Genomic DNA, 18,878 nt, shown 5'->3' with positions numbered 1-18,878 from the left:
CGGCAGCCTCAGAGCTTGAAAATGGTGTCGATCGATGCCGATGACGAGGCATCTGTTGCGGCATCGTTAGCAAATGTGGTGATTTGGTACACTGGAGTCACTGGATCGAGTGGATCCCCCATCGCAAGCGACCCTCCACCGATGATGCACGAGTCAATGCGCCGTACATTGACTGCCTCATTCACCGCCGTTGCCTTGCTGCGCCCCCATGCGACCGGATCAAATGCTGTATCACAGTTCTGCTGAATATCGGTATCAACCAAAGGAGCGCCCGTTGGCGCATCCGTGCGGTTGGCGATGGCCTCAATGGCACGCTCGCTCCGACGCGTCACGCCTTCAGCATGTTGGAAGGCAATATTGGTCGCCAAGTAATTGGACGCCATTTTTTCCTGCATCCCTGCCACTTGCATTCCGGCAATTCCGATTAACGCCAACAGGATTAGCATGATCAGTGCAACGTAGAGCACCGCGCCACGAGGGCGAGCGGGCATAGGACGTAGGCGGGCGTGAGCATTCATGAGTTAGTTCCCGAACAGTCGATTACGCAAGGCGATCGTGGACTCGTACGTCATTCTGTACCGCCCGTCAGTTTGGGCAGGTGGCGCAAAAGACACTCCCAATGCACTTGGATAGCGCACTGAACTTGCTGGTCTCTCTGCCGTAGCAGATGAGGGACTACGGGCAAGAATGCCGACCTGGACCTGCCCCACTCGCCGCCACTGCCCAGCCGCTGCAGCATCTGTACCAATGGAAACATCACTTGCGATCGCCTGTGTGTTGATGTTCCCCAATGGTGGGGAGGTTGTGGACATGCTGGCGGTTTGATCAAGACCGAACAGCAGTTGCATGTTCTCGATACCTTCAACCAGTTCCTCGGGCGTTCCGTAATCGTCCACGCCGTTTGAGCGCGCCCGCATCAGCGCCGGCTCGCCCGTTGTTGCGGAGGTCCCAACGTAATACACCAGCGATTCCGCTCGATATATCAACGCTTGGCCGGTTGGCCTTGCCGAGTAGTTTGATAAATTGGTTCCGTTGGCGGTGATCTTGCCGCTGGCATAGACCCCCTTGAACACCGTTGCATGGGCACAATCAGCGATTCCAAATACAGTGGGAGTCGCCTGGCCACCCTCGGTCAGACGCACGCCGTTAGTGGCGTTGAAGCTGACCACGCTGTTACTGCCCGACGTTAGCGCAGTGATCGGCACGCTCTCTGGAGCCAAGTAGCGTAAAACCAGGATGTCGCTGCCGCCGCGCGGATTGAGCTTGGAAATCGATGCGGGAAGATTTGTTGGTGCCGCCCAGGTGGCTCCGATAGTCAGAACGCCGGGCGGCTTGGTATTAGGCGCTTCGTAGCCTTGCACGCTGACGCTGAAATCCAATGGATGACCCGAACCGCTTGCGGCGCCGGTGGTGACGACCGGGTCCCCCTCACCACGCACGAAATGTGCTTGGTCATTGACGCAGCCAAAATGTCCTGCCATGCGTATGTCGCGCTGCAGGAACTCAAGGGCAAACCGCCCGTTCTCCTGCGCGCGTGCACTCCCTTCCGCAAGCATTGATGCAGTACGGGATGCCGAGAAGATCTGGATCACACCCAGCATCAATATCAAGCCGATCACCATGGCGATCATCATCTCGATCAAACTGATGCCGGCAAACGCACGCTTGGATGGAACGCTACGAGTCATAGCTGAGACACCAGCGTGAACGTTGTGAGCGCATCCGGGTTGCTTGCATCCCAACGCTGATCCCCCCAACTAATGCCCACGGTGACCTGCCCGTTGGCGTTAAGCACCGTCGCACTGGCACCCTCGCCTAATGCCTGCACTACCTGGCACTTCCAGCGTGCGACGTTGGTTGCGATCGTGAGATTTGTCCCAAGCGGGCGACTGCAGCTGGCAGCAGTGACCGTGTTTGCGGCAAAGGTGGCGTCGGTATACCAGGACGATTGGAAGCGATTGCTGCGCATCTGGTCCAGCAAGTCGTAAGCCAGGTTGGTGGCCTGAGTGCGATAGTTGGCGCTCTGCACAAAACGCACGTTGGCTGTCTGCAACAGCGCAAACCCGAGCAAACCAAACGCAAGAACGATGATGGCGATCAGCACTTCGAGCAGGCTAAAGCCATCGGAACGAGCGCGCGATACAAAGGATCGGGGGAGCGTCACTGGCAAGTGCCTTTCTGGGATGTGATCTGGCCGGCGCCGTTGACGACCAACGTGCGACGCAATGCCTGCCCATCACACGTGGTTGGCTGCAGCGTTATCTGCTGATTTGTGGAAGCAAGCCTGCGCCCGCGTCCATCGAATGCAATCGTTGCGCCGGACGGACCGGAATTGCTTAGCGACGGGTCAATTGAGACGAAACGCAAGACCGTGTCGCCACCCTTGAAGGCTCCATCTCCGTCGGTATCCGCCCAAGCCAGCATCCCGCTCCCCCAGTTGTTGTCGCATGCGGTCCCCGATGCGCTACCGCAAACCCCACCACCTCGGCGATTGCGTATCGCCTCACTGCGCGCGAGAGACAGCAGCCCGAGGGTCTCATTGGCGCTACTGGCTACGCGATTGGAGCGTATTACTCCACGAAAGCTTGGAAGCGCGATCGTAAGCAAAATCGCCAACACGGCGATCGCAATGATCAATTCCACAAGTGTGAAGCCGGTAGATCGGCGAAAAGACATTGGACGCTCCCCAGCGTGACCTGACCAAGATGCTTCGACCACCCCTCAAGAACAAGCAGTGGGGGGACGAGCGGTCGTTTTAGGGTTGTCGGCGTGCGCGTGGGGGACGAACCGGGCCTAGGGTTCGTACCCAGCCCGGCTTTTCCCTTCTCCAGAATGGTGGTCTACATCCAGCAGGCCTTAAGTCACCACCCGATAACAAGGCCGGTAATCGCCCGAAATCTTCATCCGGCGCTGTTCCACGAAGCCGCGCAGCAGTTCGTCCAGGGCCTGCATGATGTCCGGGTCGCCATTGATCTCGAAGGGGCCGAATTCCTCGATGCGGCGCATGCCGTCTTCCTTCACGTTGCCGGCGACGATGCCGGAGAAGGCACGGCGCAGGTCGGCGGCCAGCGCGGGCGCTGGGCGGCCGTGATGCAGGTCGAGGGCGGCCATGGCCTCGTGGCTGGGTTCGAATGGCTGCTGGTACTCGAGCGGGATGTGCACAGACCAGTTGAAGTAGTACGAATCCTTCTGTTCCTTGCGGTGCGCGCGTACCTGGTGGATGCCTTCGGCCATGCGACGCGCCACGGCGACTGGATCGCCAACGATGATCTCGTAGCGGGAAGCGACAGCTTCGCCCAGGGTGAGCCGGATGAAGCGGTCGATCTGCTCGAAATACGGCGCGGCAATGGTCGGGCCGGTTAGAATCAGCGGGAACGGCAGGTCGGCGTTCTCCTCGCGCAGCAGGATGCCGAGCAGGTAGAGGATTTCCTCGGCCGTGCCGACGCCCCCCGGAAACACCAGGATGCCGTGTCCGATGCGGACGAAGGCTTCCAGGCGCTTTTCGATGTCCGGCATGATCACCAGGTGGTTGACGATCGGATTCGGCGACTCGGCGGCGATGATGCCCGGCTCGGTCACGCCGATGTAGCGCGTGTGATGCTTGCGCTGCTTGGCGTGCGCGATGGTGGCGCCCTTCATCGGGCCCTTCATCGCGCCCGGCCCGCAGCCGGTGCAGATGTCCAGGCCACGCAGCCCCAGCTCGTAGCCCACCTGCTTGGTGTAGAGGTATTCGTCGCGCGAGATGGAATGGCCGCCCCAGCACACGACCAGGTTCGGGTCCGACGGCTGCAGGATGCGCGCGTTGCGCAGCTGGCCGAACACGGCGTTGGTGATGCCTTCGCTGGTATCAAGATCCCCGCGCTGGGCTTCCAGCTCGATCGCCATGTAGGCCAGGTCGCGCACTACGGCGAACAGCAGCTCGGCCACGCCGCGGATGATCTCGCCATCGACAAAGGCCATCGCCGGTGCGTTGCTCAGATCGATACGGATGCCACGGTCCTGCTGGTTCACCTGGATATCGAAATCCGGATACAGGTCGCGCGCGGCGCGCGGGTCGTCCGACGCGCTGCCGCTGGTGAGCACGGCCAGCGCGCAACGGCGCAACAGCTCGTGCATGCCGCCGCTGGAGGCGTCGCGTAGACGCGCCACCTCCGCCTTGGACAATACGTCCAGGCCACCACGCGGATAGATCCGCGCATCCACCACCGGCAGCGCCCGTGCTGCCGTACTGCTGAGTTCCATAGCTTGCTCCTGTCGTATCTCAGAACTTTAGCGTACTCACCCGCACAAAAGAAAACGGCCGGGAGAACCCGGCCGTTTTTGCAAGCTTCGACACGCTAGCCAGCTTTAGAACTGATAGCGGAAGCCCAGCTGCAGCGCCCAGCGGGAGATGCCGCGATCGTCGTAGACCGTGGACTGGTCCGGGGTATTGAAGCGGTACACGTACTTGCCGCTGGCCGCATCGACACCACCGTATTCCACGACACCACGCATGCCCGGGAAGCCGTACTCTTCGACACGGCCCCACTTCTTGTTCAGCAGGTTGCCGACGTTCATGACGTCAAGCCAGAGAGAGGCCTTGTTGTCCTTGAAGAAGCCGGGGATCTCCTGCTCGATGTGCAGGTCGAACTGGTTGATCCAGGAGTTGCGCGCGCCGTTGCGCTCGGCCACCTGACCACGGCGGGCAGCCAGATACTCGTTGCCTTCGATGTAGTTCCAGAACGCCTGTTCTTCTCGAGCGGTACCGAACAGCACATCGCCGCGGCCGGCCGGGATATACAACAGGTCGTTCAGGCGGCCGTCGCCATTGGCGTCGTTGTCGAACGCATAGCTATACGGGCGACCATTGCGGCCTTGGTAGATCAGGCCCAACTTGGTCTCGTAGTCGCCGAAGAACGCATGCTTCCAGTTCAACGTGCCGAGGATGCTGTTCTTGACTTCGTACGCAGCGGTCGAGGCAACATTTTCGTTGGCCTGGAAGACCGCATTGTTGCCCAGCTGCGAACCCGAGGTCGAACTGGTCAGGCCGCTGACTTCGTCGGCGTCGGTGTAGGTGTAGTACAAGCCCCACGACCAGTCGCCGCCATTGAAGGGTTTGTTCAGGCCGACGGTGAAGCTCTCGCTGCCGCCCTTATCGGTTGGACGGGCGATGATGGCATCGTTGAAGCGCCCATCACGCGAGCCGCGCGCATCGACCACCGAGGCGGTGCCGCGCACACAAGCCGCCGGAGCGCCCGCACCGGTCGGATTACGGCCGTCGTCCAACCAGCAGGCCGGATTCAAGCCTGCAGTATTCCAGTACAGGTTACGACCATCCTGACCCACGCGGCTGGTATTGCCCAGATTGAGCTGCTGGTAGTAGATCGCCTCGTTGACCTTGGTCACCACCGCCTCGGCAGATGCCACGATGCCGTACCAGGGCAGCTCGGTATCGAATGCCAGGTTGGCCTTCCATACCGACGGCTGACCCAGCTTGCTGTCGACGAAATCGACGGACTGCGTAGCGCCATTCAACGAACCATTACCGATCGGCTGGTTATTGATGTCAGGCGTGAAACGAATGCCATTGGTGTTCACCAGTGTCTGGCTGGAGAAGTTGTAATCGGTGTACGCCAGGCCGGTGTTGGAGTACGGGTTGGACAACCACACGGTTGCCGCGGCCCCCTGGAACAGGCCCACGCCGCCGCGCAGTTGGGTCGGGCGGTCGCTGTCGAAGGTGTAGTTGAAACCGAAGCGCGGCTCAAACAGGCCGTTGCCATCGATGGTCTGATCGTTACGGAAGCCGAACAGCGTCGACGCGGTCGCGTTGTAGGCCGGGCTGTTCTTGACCATCGGTTCGTCGTAACGCACACCGAACGTCAGCGTCAGGTTGTTGTTGACGGCCCAGGTGTCCTGCAGGAAGACGCCGACATTGCGCATGCCCCAGTCTGCGGCGATGTCGTCGATGTTTCCGCTGTTGGACCGCGAATAACGATAGTTCAGCGGGCGATTGGCCGCGTAGTCGGCAACCGAGTTGAACGTGTAGGAACCGAAGACGCGCTGGCCGAACAGGTTGAACAGATCGTTGTCTTCGTAGTCGAAGCCGAACTTGACGGTGTGGTCGTTCAAGAACAACGTGCCGGCAAAGAACGCATTCCACGTTTCGGTACGCAGTTCGTTGGCCTGGGTGCTCTGCTCGGTGCCCAGGTTGACGGTGTTGTTACCGATGCGCACAGCAATGGCCGGCAGCTGCGATGCAGCGGTACGCACTGCCGAGTAATCGCGGTACGACACCTTGGCTTCCGTGGAGAACGTGTCGGTCCAATCGCTGAACAACTGGGCCGTATAGGTCTTGAGGCTGAAGTCGCGCACGTAGTGGAACGAGTTCAGCGACAGCGCCTGATTGCCGAAACCGTTGAGGTTGGCAGTGCTCTGCTCGCTCTCGCCATAACGGAACGAGGCGCGATGCTTGTCGGAGATGTTCCAGTCAAGCTTGAAGCCCTTTTCTTCCGAATCCGAATCCAGCGCTGGCAGCGCCAGGGTTCCCGGGTCAAACCCGTAGACGTTACGCGAGATGTCGATGATCCGATCGATGTCGGCCTGCGGGATCTGCACGATGTTGCTCGCGCCAGAACCGATCGGGCCGTAGCCGGAGGCTCCGGTGAACACGCCCTTGCCCTTGTACTTTTCGTAGTTGGCGAAGAAGAACAGCTTGTCCTTGATGACCGGGCCGCCTAGGGTCAGGCCGTAGGTGGTTTCGTTATCGAACAGCTGCGGGCGGATATCGTTCTGGTTCTTGCCCGACCAATCGTTCTCACGGTAGGTGCCGTACACCGAACCGTGGAACTCGTTGGTACCGGACTTGGTGACCGCATTGATCACGCCGCCGGTGGCGCCGGTGATGGTGACGTCGTAGTTGGCGACGTCGACGGAGATTTCGTCGATGACATCCATCGAGAACGGCTGGCGCGGCGTCGGCAAGCCGTTGGACTCCAGGCCGAACGCATCGTTGGTGCTGATACCGTCGACACGGATCAGGTTGAAGCGCGGATTCTGGCCGCCCACGGAAATTTCATTACGCGCCTTGTCGGTCTGCGCCACGCGCGGATCCAGACGTACGTAGTCCTGCAGGTTACGGTTGATCGAGGGCAGCGATTCGATCTGCTCGCGGGTCACATTGGTACCGGTGCCCATCTTGTTCGCACTGAACAGCGCCGAGCCGTAATCGCCGCCGATGGCCTGCACCGCGCCCAGCGTGGTCACGTCACCGCCCAGGGATGCGTCGACGCTATTGACCTGATTGAGGTTCAGGTACACGCCCTCTTCCGTCTTCGTCCCTTCACCCGACTTGGTGATCGTGATGGTGTACGGCCCGCCCACACGCAGGCCGCGCGCGTTGTAGCGTCCACTGGCATCGGTGGTGGCGCGGCTGACGGTTCCCGATTCGACATGGGTGATCGTCACTTCGGCATTCGGCACCGGCTGACCGCCGCTGCTGGTAACCAGGCCAGCGACGCCGGCAGAGGTGCTCTGAGCGAACACGGGGGCGGCGGCGAGCGCGGCAACAAGGCCAAGCGTCAGCTTGGACATGCGAAGACAACGGGGGTGGGTCATTTCGGTAGCCTCGATACAGGTTGGGCAGTGACAAAAAGGCGCAGTCAGCCCAACCGTTCCCGGGGGTGGGCTGCCGATGATCTGGGGTCCCTCGCCGCGCGGCGGTTGCTGCCGCAACGGTTAACAACAGATTAACACGCTAAGGCCTGATTGTGACGGCGGCGTGACAAAGTTCGCGCAGTGCAACATGAACTTCGCATGTGAAGGCGTAAACGCCAGCTTGCGCAACGTCGCGCGGCATCTGCGACCAGCGTCGCGCTATTGAGCCGTTTTATCGAAAACAGGGCTCATTTGGCCCGAAAGCGCGGCAAGGGCTGTCGAAGGCCCTTGTTACAGAGGCATCCCGGCGCCGCCGCAGCTTGCACCGCTACGCGTCGGTGGCGCGGCTTCAGATTCTCAGTAGGCAGTGTCACAGATCGCTCCCACGCCCTGCCCGCCTATCACCGACCGGCTCAGATCGACACCGGTAGCTTGAAATACGTCCCCAGGCCATCCAGGAACATCTGCACCGAAATGGCCACCAGCAACATGCCCATCAGGCGCTCGATCGCGGTCAGTGCGCGATGACCGAGCAGTTTGTACAACAGCGGGGCCGAGGCCAGGATGGTGGAGGCACCAATCCAGGCGATCATCAAGGCCAGGCTCCAATCCCACAGCCGGGTGGGTTCGTTGCTGCCCATCAGCATCACCGCCGCCATGCCGGACGGGCCGGCCACCAGCGGGATCGCCAGCGGCACGATGAAGGGCTCGCCATCGGGTATCTCGCCCATCAGGCCTTCCGGACGCGGGAAGATCATGCGGATGCCGATCAGGAACAGCACGATGCCGCCGGCGATCGCCACCGACTCCTGGCGCAGGTGCATCAGCTCCAGCGCGTACTTGCCGCCCCACAGAAACGCCATCAGCACGCACAAGGCGATCAGCAACTCGCGCGCGAGCACGAAGCGCTGCCGCTTCGGTGGCAGCGGCTTGAGCACGCTGAGAAACACCGGGATGTTGCCCAGCGGGTCGAGGATCAGGAACAGCAGCAGCGCCGCCGAAAGAATGGTCATGCGGAAGGGCTCCAGATCGCACCGCGGTGCGAAGCACCTGCCATGGACAACAAGGTGACGCAGGCGGACGCATAGCGCGCGGGGTCCACCGCGTCGCTGTCTTCCTGATGGGTAAAGGCGCGCGCGCGCAAGGCGGTGCGCATCGGGCCGGGCTGCAGTCCGCTGATGCGGACCGGGCCGGCGGCGGTTTCTTGATGCAGGCTGGCGAGCAGGCCACGCTGCGCATGCTGGGCAGCGCCGTAGGCGCCCCAATAGGCCTGGCCAACGCGTGCAGGGTCGTCGACGACGAAGACCACCGCCGCATCGGCTTGCTGCCGCAACAGCGGCAAGCAGGCCTGGGTCAACCAGGCGCGCGCGGTGAGGTTGACATGCAGGTTGCGTGCGAAGTCGGCAGGTGCCGCAAGTTCGGCCGGGGTCAGGCCGGCGAAGTCGGCAGCACAGTGCAGCAGGCCGTGCAAGCCACCCAGCTCGGATTGCAGCCGTTGCGCCAGCGCGGCGTAGTCGTCCGGCGTGGCGCCGGCCAGATCCAGCGGATACAGCAACGGCTCCGGGCCGAGCTTGGCAACGACGTCATAGACGCGCTCCAGCGGGCGCAGCTTGCGGCCCAGCAGCACCACGGTCGCACCGGCCACTGCGCATGCCTGCGCAGCGGCTGCGCCAAGACCGCCCGCTGCGCCGGTGATCAGCACCACGCGCCCGGCAAGCGCCGGCACATCGGGCTGGGCCTGCGCCAGGCTCACGGCTGGTAGGCCTCGCTGACAATGCGCTTGAGCTCGCCGGCCTCGAACAGTTCCAGCGTGATGTCGCAACCGCCGATCAACTCGCCGTGGATGAACAATTGCGGGAAGGTCGGCCAGTTGGAATAGCGCGGCAGATTGGCGCGTACTTCGGGCTCTTCGAGCACGTTGACCGTGCGCAACTGATCGGCGCCGGCAGCGACCAGGGCCTGCACGGCGCGGCTGGAAAAACCGCACATCGGAAATTGCGGGGTGCCTTTCATGAACAGCACGATCGGGTGTTGTTCGACTTCGGCCTGGATCCGTTCCATCACCGGCATTGGACTCTCCTGACTGGGAGCGGCAGGCCCGACCGCCGGGTCGGATAGACTTCCGCAAAGGCGCGCATTGTAAGCCCTCGGCGCGACCTGTCGCCGTACTCCCTTCGCTGCCCTTGCCATCATGCCGATCGAACACCTTGCACTGCCCTACTCCCGCGCCGCTCTGGAGCCACATCTTTCCGCCGCCACCCTGGAGGCGCACCACGGCGTCTGTTACCGCAGCGAGGTCGATCGGCTCAATGCACGCATCGAAGGCAGCGAGTTCGCCGAGCTGACGCTGGAAGACATCATCGCGCAGGCGCAGGGCACGCTGTTCCATCTGGCTGCGCAGGTGTGGAACCACACGTTCTACTGGCAGTGCCTGCGCCCACGTGGCGGCGGCGAGCCGCTGGGCCGGCTGGCCGACCGCATTGCCAAATCATTCGGCGACTTCGTGCACTTCAGGCAGGAATTCAAACGCGTCGCCCTGGGCAGCTTCGGCTCGGGCTGGGTGTGGCTGGTGCAGCGGCCGGATGGCACCTTGGCGATCGTCGCCACGCCGAATGCCTCCACGCCGCTCACCGGCCCGGACACGCCGTTGCTTGCCTGCGACCTCTGGGAGCATGCGTACTACCTGGACTACCGGCAGGACCGCGCGCAATACCTGGACGCATTCTGGAAGCTGATCAACTGGGATTTCGTGGCCAGCCGGCTGGGCTAGCCGCTTGCGCCGTTGCAGCAGGTCAACGTCCAATTGACTGGTTGCGACGGCGCACCCGGCGGCATCGCGCACTGCGGTCCAGCTCCGCTGCGACCCTGCGCGTGCGCCGGGTCGCAGCGGCGCCAACGCTCATTCTGCGAGTGACCCTTCGCTCAAGCGCGCAAGCACCGGACCGACCTGTGCCTCACGCTGCAGCGCGGTGCCTGCGTCGCTCACTGCCTGCGCAAGCGCCTGCGGCGTCTCGGCGCGCAGCGTGGCATGGCCGACCTTGCGGCCCTCGCGCGATTGCTTGCCGTAGTCGTGCCAATGCCCACCGGGCACCGCCAGGAATGCGGCAGCGTCCGGCATCGCACCCAGCCAGTTGAGCATGCAGGCATGTCCACGCATCGCGGTGCTGCCGAGCGGCAAACCGAGCACCGCACGCACGTGATTTTCGAATTGCGAGGTCTCGGCGCCTTCGATGGTCCAGTGCCCGGAGTTGTGCACGCGCGGCGCCATCTCGTTGGCGAGCAGTTGGCCATCGCGCACGAACAGCTCGAGCGCGAAGACGCCCACGTAGTCCACGCGCTCGGCGATCGCGCGCGCATGCGCCTCTGCCACCGCCTGCAACCCGGCATCCACATGCGCCGGCGCAAGACTGGCCGAGAGCACACCGTCCACATGCCAGTTTTCGGTCAGCGGCCAGGCACGGAACTCGCCATCGCGCCCACGCACGGCCACCACGCTGACCTCGCGCTCGAACGGTACGAAGGCTTCCACGATCAGGCCGACCTTGGCGGCCTGCGCGCCGAGCGCGTCCCACGCGGCATCGGCATCGGCCGGCGTCTTGATGCGGAACTGGCCCTTGCCGTCGTAACCGAAGCGGCGCGTCTTGAGCACGCACGGCGTGCCGATACGGGCCAACGCGGCATCCAGTCCCGCACGGTCGTCGATGGCGGCGAACGCGGGCACCGGAATGCCGAGCTCGCGGAACAGGGTCTTTTCGCTCAGCCGGTCCTGCGCCACCGCCAACGCGGCAGCACTGGGAAACACCGGCACCTGCGCGGCCAATTGCTGCGCGCTGGCAGCCGGCACGTTTTCGAAATCGAAGGTGATCACATCCACGTGTGCGGCGAATGCGGCAAGCGCGGCGGCATCGTCGAAAGCGCCCGCCTGCAGCGGCGCCACCTGCCCTGCGCAGCCGTCGGCGGCCGGGTCGAACACCGCAAACCGCAAGCCCAGCGGCGCGCCGGCCAGTACCAGCATGCGGGCCAACTGGCCGCCACCCAGAATGCCAACCGTGGTCATTGGCGCGGGTCGTCGCTGGCCATGACATCGTCGGTCTGCCTGGCGCGAAACTGCGCCAGTGCCTGACCGATCTGCGCCTGCTCCGGCGCCAGCATCGCAGCGGCGAACAAGGCCGCATTGGCCGCGCCGGCGTTGCCGATCGCAAACGTCGCCACCGGAATCCCGGCCGGCATCTGCACGATCGACAGCAGCGAATCCATGCCGTTGAGCGCCTTGGACTGCACCGGCACACCGAGCACCGGCACCGCCGTCTTGGCCGCCAGCATGCCGGGCAGGTGCGCTGCGCCACCGGCGCCAGCGATGATCGCGCGCAGGCCGCGGTCGCCCGCCTGCTCTGCATAGCTGAACAACACATCCGGTGTGCGGTGCGCCGAGACCACCTTGACTTCGTAAGGCACGCCCAGCGCATCGAGCTTCTGAGCTGCGTGTTGCATGGTTTCCCAATCGGAACGGGAACCCATCACGATGCCGACCAGCGGCGCGGAGTGGTTGGAGGTCATGGCCCTGCCCTGCGGTAAAGACGTATTCTAGCCATCTTCCACGCAAGACAAGACTTCGATGGATCGCAAACTGCTCGACCTGCTGTGCTCGCCCGACACCCGCCAGCCGCTCTCGCTGCTCGACGGCAAGGGCCTGGAGGCACTCAATACCGCCATCGCCGGCGGAACCCTGCAGCGTGCCGACGGTACCGCGCAGACACAGCCGCTGCGCGAGGCACTGATCACGCGCGACCGCAAGCAGGTCTTCCGCGTCGACGACGGCATTCCGGTCCTGCTGGCCGAAGAAGCGATCGGCACAGCGCAGATCGCCGACTTCCCCGAAAAGTGACGTCTTCCGCAAGCACGGCCGTGCCGAAGGCGCCGCCGGCCGCGCTGGTGGATGCCGATGTGGCGCGCGCGCTGGCCGAGGACATCGGCAGCGGCGATGTGACTGCGGCGTTGTTGCCTGATCAGCCAGACAGCGCGTACCTGCTGTGCAAGCAGGATGCCGTGATCGCCGGGCGGCCCTGGTTCGACGCCACGCACCGCGCACTCGATCCGCAGGTGCGTATCGACTGGCAGGTACACGAAGGCCAGCACGTTGCCGCCGGCACGGTGCTGGCGCTGCTGCGTGGCCGCAGCCGCAGCCTGGTCAGTGCCGAGCGCACCTCGCTCAACTTCCTGCAGACGCTGTCGGCTGCCGCCACCACCACCGCTGCATACGTCGCCGCCGTGGCCGGCACCGGCACGCGCATCCTGGATACGCGCAAGACGCTGCCGGGCCTGCGCGCCGCGCAGAAATACGCCGTGCGTTGCGGTGGCGGCGACAATCACCGCATCGGGCTGTTCGACACGGTGATGCTCAAGGAAAACCATATCCGCGCCGCCGGCTCGTTGAGCGCCGCCGTGCATGCCGCACGTGCGCAGCAACCGCAGTTGCCGCTGGTGGTGGAGGTGGAAACTCTGGAGCAGCTGCGCGAGGCCTTGCAGGTCGGGTGTACGCGCATCCTGATCGACGATTTCGACCCGGCACTGCGGCGCGAGGCAGTGCGCATCGTTGCCGCCCTGCCGCGCGACCAACGCATTCCGCTGGAAGTCTCCGGCAGCGTGGATCTGGCCGGCATTGCCGCCATTGCGGCCGATGGCGTGGATTGCATCTCCATCGGCGGGCTCACCAAGCACGTGCACGCCGTCGATCTGTCGCTCAAACTCGGCCCGCCACCGCACTGATTTCACGCGTGCCCGCAGCCGGCTCTGTCAGCCTGCTGCGATTGTTCTGTGCAGGATCTGCGATGACTGTAAAACCTTGGCCGTGGCTCTGTCTGGTGTTGGCCGCATGGGGCGGCACCGCGGCCGCCGCGGAAGTCTGCGACGTGCCGCCACGCTTCGGCACCAGCCCTGCTGCAATCGCCATCGTGCGCAATGCCTGCAACGAGCATCGCTTGTGGCAACGCCCGTTTATCGATGCCAAGGGGCGTCTGGCCAGCCTGGGCGTGACCGAAGCCGAATCAGGCTATCTCGCCGACCATGGCGTGGTCGCGTGGCAACGCGTGGCAGGCTACTGGCGCGACAGCGGCACGCTCGCATCGATGGGCGGGCGCCCGGGCGCGTCGAGCTGCGCGGCACTGGATGGCACGCGCTACACCGCCAGCGATTGCCGTGCGTTCCTGGTCGACAACCCGTGGTCGGCTGCCTTCATCTCCTGGGTGATGACACAGGCCGGCCTGAGCGGCTTCCATCGCTCTGCACGCCATCTGGATTACATCCGCAGCGCCTACAACGATGGCGCCAGTGGGCCCTACCAGTTCACCGACCCGGCAGTGGAGAAGCCCGCTCCCGGCGATCTGCTGTGCCTGTTGCGCGGGCGCAGTGTCGCGCTGGGCTATGCCGGCCTCAGGGCCGGGCTTGGCGGCAGCGCGCCGATGCCGTGGCAATCGCATTGCGACGTGGTGATCGCCGCCAACGTCGGTGGCGATCGCACCCTGTACCTGATCGGCGGCAATGTGTTCAACACGGTGATGATGCGCAAGATGCCGCTGGACCGCGCCGGCCGCGTGGTATTGCCGGCACCGCAGTCCGACGGCAGCCAGGACCAGAGCGAGGACGGCCTGGGCATCGCCAACGAGTGCACGCCGGCCCACGAGGAACTCTGCGATTTCAATCGACGCGACTGGGCGGCCTTGTTGAAGCTGCGCCCGGATGCGGCGATGACTGCACCTCCGCCGGTCGAGCCACTGCCTTCGCCAACCACCTTGCCCGCAACGATGCCGCCGGGTTTTCCACGCGTCGTGCCACCGCGTCCGGAAACACAGCCCGCGCCGACCCAGCAGCCCGGGTAAGCAAGGCTCAAAGCCCCTCTCCCGTCGGGAGAGGGGCTGGGGTGAGGGTACGGAAGCGAAGCCCTGGCCAAGGTTCGACCACACCAGGCTTCGCCCGTACCCTCATCCGCCCCTGCGGGGCACCTTCTCCCGCAGGAGAAGGATCAAGGCACCGGCGATTGCCCTAAACACCCAATAAAAAAGCGGGCCGAAGCCCGCTTTTCGTAACGCGTCAAACCGTGGCGATTACTCGGCCGATGCCGGCAGGCCTTCGCCTTCTTCCACTGCCTTGATCGACAGACGGATACGGCCCTGCTTGTCCACTTCCAGCACCTTGACGCGGACCAGATCGCCTTCCTTCAGCTTGTCGCCGACCTTCTCCACGCGCTCGCTGGAAATCTGCGAGACGTGCACCAGGCCGTCCTTGCCCGGCAGGATGGTGACGAACGCACCGAAGTCCATGATCTTGGCGACCTTGCCTTCGTAGATGCGGCCCGGCTCCACGTCCGAGGTGATCTGCTCGATGCGCGACTTCGCAGCCTGCGCAGCGATGGCGTTGACCGACGCGATGATGATCGTGCCGTCGTCCTGGATGTCGATCTGCGTACCGGTTTCCTTGGTGATGGCCTGGATGGTCGAGCCACCCTTGCCGATCACTTCGCGGATCTTGTCCGGGTGGATCTTGATGGTCAGCAGGCGCGGGGCGTAATCGCTCAGTTCCTGACGCGGGGTGGTCAGGGCATGCGCCATCTCGCCGAGGATGTGCAGACGGCCGGCCTTGGCCTGCTGCAATGCCTGCTTCATGATCTCTTCGGTGATGCCTTCGATCTTGATGTCCATCTGCAGCGCGGACACGCCTTCGGCAGTACCGGCCACCTTGAAGTCCATGTCGCCGAGGTGATCTTCGTCACCCAGGATGTCCGACAGCACGACGAAGTCGTTGCCTTCCTTGACCAGACCCATCGCGATACCCGCGACCGGCGCCTTGATCGGCACGCCGGCATCCATCAGCGCCAGCGAGCTGCCGCAGACCGAGGCCATCGAGGACGAACCGTTGGACTCGGTGATTTCCGAGACCACGCGGATGGTGTACGGGAATTCTTCCAGGCTCGGCATCACGGCCAGCACGCCGCGCTTGGCCAGACGGCCGTGGCCGATCTCGCGACGCTTCGGCGCACCGAAACGACCGCACTCGCCCACCGAGTACGGAGGGAAGTTGTAATGGAACAGGAAGTTTTCCTTGTACTCGCCCGAGACGGCGTCGATGACCTGACCGTCGCGTGCGGTGCCGAGCGTGGTGATCACGATCGCCTGGGTCTCGCCGCGGGTGAACAGCGCCGAGCCATGGGTACGCGGCAGCACGCCGGCCTTGGCGCTGATCGGACGCACGGTATCCAGTGCACGGCCGTCGATGCGCACCTTGGTGCTCAGCACCGAACCACGCATGGTCTGGTATTCCAGCTCGCCGAACTCCTTGGACAGATCACCGGCAGCCCAGCCTTCGACGGTGGCGCGCGGTGCCAGCGCACCCAGCACGTCCTTCTTGATCGCCGAAATCGCATCACGGCGCTGCAGCTTGTCGCGCACCTGGAATGCCGACGCGAGCTGATCGCCCACCGCTTCCTTCAGCGCGGCGATCATGCCGTCATTCTTGGCCGGGGCCACCCAGTCGGACGGCTTGGTGCCGGCTTCGACGGTCAGCTCATTGATGATGTTGATGACCTTCTGCATCTCGCGATGGCCGAACGTCACCGCGCCCAGCATCACTTCTTCGGACAGCAGCTCGGCTTCGGACTCGACCATCAGCACCGCGTTGGCGGTACCGGCCACGACCAGCTCCAGCTGCGAATCCTTCAGCTCGGTCACGGTCGGGTTGAGGATGTATTCGCCATTCTTGTAGCCGACCTTCGCCGCAGCGATCGGGCCGTTGAACGGGGTGCCGGCCAGCGACAGCGCGGCCGATGCGCCGATCAGCGCGGCGATATCGCCGTCGATGTCCGGGTTCATCGACATCACGGTGGCGATGATCTGCACTTCGTTCTTGTAGTCCTCCGGGAACAGCGGACGGATCGGGCGATCGATCAGGCGCGAGATCAACGTTTCCTTCTCGGTCGCACGTCCTTCGCGCTTGAAGAAGCCGCCCGGGATGCGGCCGCCGGCGTAGAACTTCTCCTGATAATCGACCGTCAGAGGAAAGAAGTCCTGCCCTTCGCGCGCACTCTTGGCGGCGACGGCGGTGACCAGCAGTACGGTGTCGTCGAACTTGACGATGACGGCGCCGCCTGCCTGGCGAGCGATTTCGCCCGTCTCCAGGGTGACGGTGTGCTTGCCGTACTGGAAGGTTTTGGTGATTTTTGCCACGGAGGTTTTTTCCCTTAGGTGTTGCTGTCTTCGTTGGACCGTCGTCGACCCATGCCGAGAACGGGCGGCCGGGAGGCTCCGGCCCATGAACTGCATGCTGCAGATAACGTAATGCGAATGACCAAAACAAAGCCGCGGCGCATCGCTGCGCCGCGGCGGTAGGACTCGATTAGCGGCGCAGGCCGAGCTTCTCGATCAAGGACTTGTAACGCTCGTTGTCCTTCTTCTTCAGGTAGTCGAGCAGGCTGCGGCGGCGGTTGACCATCTGCAGCAGGCCACGACGGCTGTGGTGATCCTTCTTGTGGGTCTTGAAGTGGCCAGTCAGCAGCTCGATGCGCGCGGTCAGCAGGGCGACCTGCACTTCCGGCGAACCGGTGTCCTGGGCGCTGCGCTTGTTGTCTTCAATAACTTTCTGGGTGTCGACGGACATGATGTTTACTCGATAGATGCGTGGTCGACAGGAACGTGCATGACGCACCGCCGGACTCGCCGTTTGCTTGGGATGAGCGCGCTTGGCGCTGAGGTGCCCCGATCGGGGCCGCAAAATTGTAACGTCGTGCGGCCCCGGGAACAAGTTGACTAAACCTTAACAAGACGCCACTTCGTTCAGTCCATTGAACAATCGCTGCGGCGACAAGCGCCCCTCCGCGTCCACCAGGCCTAGCCCGGAGGGGGTTCCGTCGGGTCCGAACACCGCCACCTGGCCGGTCGGAAATGCCGCATCGCGCAGACGCTGGCCCATGCGAAAACGTGCCGCGTGCGCGGCATCGAGCACGATCCGCGCAAAATCGGCCAGTCCGGCCTCGATCGGCAGCAGCAGGTCCTGTGCGTCGGTGCCCGCTTCCAGGGCAGCCGACAGCGCCTCCAGCGTGATCATCTGCGGCGTGCGAAACGGCTCGACCCAGAGCCGGCGCAGCGAGGCGATATGCGCACCGCAGCCGAGCACTTCGCCCAGATCGCGCGCCAGGCTGCGGATATAGGTGCCCGAGCCGCAGGTCACGCGCAGTTGCAGCCGCGGCGCGGCGTAGCCGATCACGTCGATCGCCTGCACCTCGACCTCGCGTACCGGCGCCTCGATCGCCTCGCCACGGCGTGCCTTGGCGTACAGCGGCTCGCCGCCCTGCTTGAGCGCGGAATAGATTGGCGCCTGTTGGCGGATGCGCCCGATGAAGGGCGTCAGCGCTGCACGCAGCGCGTCTTCGTCCAGTGCGGGCACTGCACGCTCGCGCAGGACCTGACCATCGGCATCGTCGGTATCGGTGGTGACACCCAGCACGACCTCGGCATCGTAGGCCTTGGCAGAACCGAGCAGCAGGCCGGCAATCTTGGTCGCCTCGCCCAGACACAGCGGCAGCAGGCCGGTGGCCAGCGGGTCCAGGCTGCCCGTGTGGCCGCCCTTTTCGGCACGCAACAAGCGACGCGCGGACTGCAATGCCGTGTTGGAGCTGACTCCAGCCGGCTTGTCGAGCAACAGGATGCCGTGCAACGGGCGATAGACGATGCGGGGTTTCAAGAGATCAGTGCTCGAATCGGGCACCGTGCGCGCCCGTTGAAATCAGGGCCGCTGGTCAACAGCCGGCCGGCCGGCAGCGCTCAGCGCTGCTCGGCGTCCTCGTCGCTGGACGCGGCCTCGGGGCCGACATCGTCCAGGTCACGCAGCAGGTTGTCGATACGCTCGCCGCGGTCGACCGAATCGTCGTAATGGAAATGCAGCTCGGGCACATGCCGCAGCTTCATCGCGCGTGCCAGCTGCGTGCGCAGCTGACCTGCGATTTCCTTGAGCCCCTTGACCGCTTCGGCCGAGCGCTCCTGCTGCAGCGCGGTGACAAACACCTTGGCATGCGCCAGGTCGCGGCTGATTTCGACGTCGGACACGCTGACCGACGGCAGGCCGTGGTCGCGCACGGCCGCGTGCACGATCGTGCCGAGGTCGCGGCGCACCTGCGCCGAAACGCGGTCGGTGCGATGGAATGATTTGGTTGGCATGGTCGTGGACCTGGTTGATTCGGAGGGCCAGTTGGCACCGAAGCC

General features: G+C 64.0%; 19 protein-coding genes. 4 read left to right on the top strand and 15 right to left on the bottom strand.

Annotated elements, in window-relative coordinates; genetic code table 11:
* Positions 1-8: 8 nt before the first annotated feature.
* From EO139_RS13575 to grxD, 9 genes are all read right to left on the bottom strand, one after another.
* The gene (locus EO139_RS13575; protein WP_104581983.1) at positions 9-518 is read right to left on the bottom strand and encodes a PilX N-terminal domain-containing pilus assembly protein; all 510 of its coding nucleotides are present in this window, start codon (positions 516-518) and stop codon (positions 9-11) included.
* Between the two features lie 3 nt (positions 519-521).
* Positions 522-1,688 (bottom strand): PilW family protein, encoded by a 1,167-nt coding sequence (locus tag EO139_RS13570; RefSeq protein WP_126971035.1) that lies wholly within the window; start codon positions 1,686-1,688, stop codon positions 522-524.
* Positions 1,685-2,164, bottom strand: coding sequence for a type IV pilus modification protein PilV (gene pilV, locus EO139_RS13565; RefSeq protein ID WP_104647997.1), 480 nt, complete (start codon positions 2,162-2,164; stop codon positions 1,685-1,687). Before pilV ends, EO139_RS13570 begins: the two co-directional genes overlap by 4 nt.
* Positions 2,161-2,676 carry a Tfp pilus assembly protein FimT/FimU gene (locus tag EO139_RS13560; protein WP_104581981.1) on the bottom strand — a complete coding sequence of 172 codons (516 nt, stop codon included), beginning with the start codon at positions 2,674-2,676 and terminating at the stop codon, positions 2,161-2,163. The genes pilV and EO139_RS13560 overlap by 4 nt, the downstream gene beginning before the upstream one ends.
* Before the next feature lie 180 nt (positions 2,677-2,856).
* Complete coding sequence (gene ppnN / locus EO139_RS13555) at positions 2,857-4,242, bottom strand: nucleotide 5'-monophosphate nucleosidase PpnN (RefSeq protein ID WP_104647998.1); 1,386 nt, start codon at positions 4,240-4,242, stop codon at positions 2,857-2,859.
* Between the two features lie 105 nt (positions 4,243-4,347).
* Positions 4,348-7,593 carry a TonB-dependent receptor gene (locus EO139_RS13550; protein WP_126971033.1) on the bottom strand — a complete coding sequence of 1,082 codons (3,246 nt, stop codon included), beginning with the start codon at positions 7,591-7,593 and terminating at the stop codon, positions 4,348-4,350.
* A 452-nt stretch (positions 7,594-8,045) separates the two neighbouring features.
* Complete coding sequence (locus EO139_RS13545; RefSeq protein ID WP_005996031.1) at positions 8,046-8,645, bottom strand: YhgN family NAAT transporter; 600 nt, start codon at positions 8,643-8,645, stop codon at positions 8,046-8,048.
* Positions 8,642-9,385, bottom strand: a complete 744-nt coding sequence (locus EO139_RS13540; RefSeq protein WP_126971031.1) for an SDR family NAD(P)-dependent oxidoreductase — start codon at positions 9,383-9,385, stop codon at positions 8,642-8,644. Before EO139_RS13540 ends, EO139_RS13545 begins: the two co-directional genes overlap by 4 nt.
* Complete coding sequence (gene grxD / locus EO139_RS13535; protein ID WP_006450539.1) at positions 9,382-9,702, bottom strand: Grx4 family monothiol glutaredoxin; 321 nt, start codon at positions 9,700-9,702, stop codon at positions 9,382-9,384. The genes EO139_RS13540 and grxD overlap by 4 nt, the downstream gene beginning before the upstream one ends.
* A gap of 121 nt (positions 9,703-9,823) precedes the next feature.
* On the opposite strand from grxD, the gene EO139_RS13530 reads away from it, so the two are divergent.
* Entirely contained in the window at positions 9,824-10,402 is a 579-nt protein-coding gene (locus tag EO139_RS13530; protein WP_126971029.1) for a Fe-Mn family superoxide dismutase, read from the top strand.
* 129 nt (positions 10,403-10,531) lie between these two features.
* Here EO139_RS13530 and EO139_RS13525 read toward each other — a convergent pair whose 3' ends face one another.
* Together EO139_RS13525 and purE are read right to left on the bottom strand one after the other, a co-directional pair.
* A complete protein-coding gene (locus EO139_RS13525) occupies positions 10,532-11,689 on the bottom strand; it encodes a 5-(carboxyamino)imidazole ribonucleotide synthase (protein WP_126971027.1) in 1,158 nt (385 codons plus the stop codon).
* Positions 11,686-12,189 (bottom strand): 5-(carboxyamino)imidazole ribonucleotide mutase, encoded by a 504-nt coding sequence (gene purE / locus EO139_RS13520; RefSeq protein ID WP_104581975.1) that lies wholly within the window; start codon positions 12,187-12,189, stop codon positions 11,686-11,688. Before purE ends, EO139_RS13525 begins: the two co-directional genes overlap by 4 nt.
* Before the next feature lie 58 nt (positions 12,190-12,247).
* Here purE and EO139_RS13515 point away from each other — a divergent pair, with 58 nt between their 5' ends.
* From EO139_RS13515 to EO139_RS13505, 3 genes are all read left to right on the top strand, one after another.
* Positions 12,248-12,517 carry a Trm112 family protein gene (locus EO139_RS13515; RefSeq protein ID WP_104648003.1) on the top strand — a complete coding sequence of 90 codons (270 nt, stop codon included), beginning with the start codon at positions 12,248-12,250 and terminating at the stop codon, positions 12,515-12,517.
* On the top strand, positions 12,514-13,398 hold the full coding sequence (gene nadC / locus EO139_RS13510) for a carboxylating nicotinate-nucleotide diphosphorylase (RefSeq protein WP_164739845.1): 885 nt from the start codon (positions 12,514-12,516) through the stop codon (positions 13,396-13,398). The genes EO139_RS13515 and nadC overlap by 4 nt, the downstream gene beginning before the upstream one ends.
* A gap of 62 nt (positions 13,399-13,460) precedes the next feature.
* Entirely contained in the window at positions 13,461-14,507 is a 1,047-nt protein-coding gene (locus EO139_RS13505) for a DUF2272 domain-containing protein (RefSeq protein ID WP_164739844.1), read from the top strand.
* A 225-nt stretch (positions 14,508-14,732) separates the two neighbouring features.
* Here the strand turns inward: EO139_RS13505 and pnp are convergent, their stop codons facing one another.
* The 4 genes from pnp to rbfA all read right to left on the bottom strand — a co-directional run bounded on the left by pnp (position 14,733) and on the right by rbfA (position 18,833).
* Complete coding sequence (pnp, locus tag EO139_RS13500) at positions 14,733-16,847, bottom strand: polyribonucleotide nucleotidyltransferase (protein WP_104581972.1); 2,115 nt, start codon at positions 16,845-16,847, stop codon at positions 14,733-14,735.
* A gap of 169 nt (positions 16,848-17,016) precedes the next feature.
* A complete protein-coding gene (gene rpsO / locus EO139_RS13495; RefSeq protein ID WP_003485583.1) occupies positions 17,017-17,277 on the bottom strand; it encodes a 30S ribosomal protein S15 in 261 nt (86 codons plus the stop codon).
* Positions 17,278-17,433: 156 nt separating this feature from the next.
* Positions 17,434-18,360, bottom strand: coding sequence for a tRNA pseudouridine(55) synthase TruB (truB, locus tag EO139_RS13490; protein ID WP_119131320.1), 927 nt, complete (start codon positions 18,358-18,360; stop codon positions 17,434-17,436).
* A gap of 80 nt (positions 18,361-18,440) precedes the next feature.
* Positions 18,441-18,833, bottom strand: coding sequence for a 30S ribosome-binding factor RbfA (gene rbfA / locus EO139_RS13485; protein ID WP_024937968.1), 393 nt, complete (start codon positions 18,831-18,833; stop codon positions 18,441-18,443).
* Positions 18,834-18,878 lie beyond the last annotated feature (45 nt).

This window comes from Xanthomonas sp. BRIP62411, from assembly GCF_003993525.1.
Classification (GTDB): Bacteria; Pseudomonadota; Gammaproteobacteria; order Xanthomonadales; family Xanthomonadaceae; genus Xanthomonas; species Xanthomonas euroxanthea.
The sequence above is the reverse complement of the archived record's forward strand: the minus strand, read 5'-3'. Positions and strand labels throughout refer to the sequence as shown.

Excerpts from the sequence above, each read along its gene's own strand:
- purE (WP_104581975.1), bottom strand. The coding sequence starts at position 12,189 with ATGACCTCCAACCACTCCGCGCCGCTGGTCGGCATCGTGATGGGTTCC.
- rbfA (WP_024937968.1), bottom strand. The coding sequence starts at position 18,833 with ATGCCAACCAAATCATTCCATCGCACCGACCGCGTTTCGGCGCAGGTG.
- rpsO (WP_003485583.1), bottom strand. The coding sequence starts at position 17,277 with ATGTCCGTCGACACCCAGAAAGTTATTGAAGACAACAAGCGCAGCGCC.
- EO139_RS13560 (WP_104581981.1), bottom strand. The coding sequence starts at position 2,676 with ATGTCTTTTCGCCGATCTACCGGCTTCACACTTGTGGAATTGATCATT.
- EO139_RS13515 (WP_104648003.1), top strand. The coding sequence starts at position 12,248 with ATGGATCGCAAACTGCTCGACCTGCTGTGCTCGCCCGACACCCGCCAG.
- EO139_RS13545 (WP_005996031.1), bottom strand. The coding sequence starts at position 8,645 with ATGACCATTCTTTCGGCGGCGCTGCTGCTGTTCCTGATCCTCGACCCG.
- EO139_RS13570 (WP_126971035.1), bottom strand. The coding sequence starts at position 1,688 with ATGACTCGTAGCGTTCCATCCAAGCGTGCGTTTGCCGGCATCAGTTTG.
- grxD (WP_006450539.1), bottom strand. The coding sequence starts at position 9,702 with ATGCCGGTGATGGAACGGATCCAGGCCGAAGTCGAACAACACCCGATC.
- EO139_RS13525 (WP_126971027.1), bottom strand. The coding sequence starts at position 11,689 with ATGACCACGGTTGGCATTCTGGGTGGCGGCCAGTTGGCCCGCATGCTG.
- EO139_RS13505 (WP_164739844.1), top strand. The coding sequence starts at position 13,461 with ATGACTGTAAAACCTTGGCCGTGGCTCTGTCTGGTGTTGGCCGCATGG.
- EO139_RS13550 (WP_126971033.1), bottom strand. The coding sequence starts at position 7,593 with ATGACCCACCCCCGTTGTCTTCGCATGTCCAAGCTGACGCTTGGCCTT.
- ppnN (WP_104647998.1), bottom strand. The coding sequence starts at position 4,242 with ATGGAACTCAGCAGTACGGCAGCACGGGCGCTGCCGGTGGTGGATGCG.
- EO139_RS13530 (WP_126971029.1), top strand. The coding sequence starts at position 9,824 with ATGCCGATCGAACACCTTGCACTGCCCTACTCCCGCGCCGCTCTGGAG.
- EO139_RS13575 (WP_104581983.1), bottom strand. The coding sequence starts at position 518 with ATGAATGCTCACGCCCGCCTACGTCCTATGCCCGCTCGCCCTCGTGGC.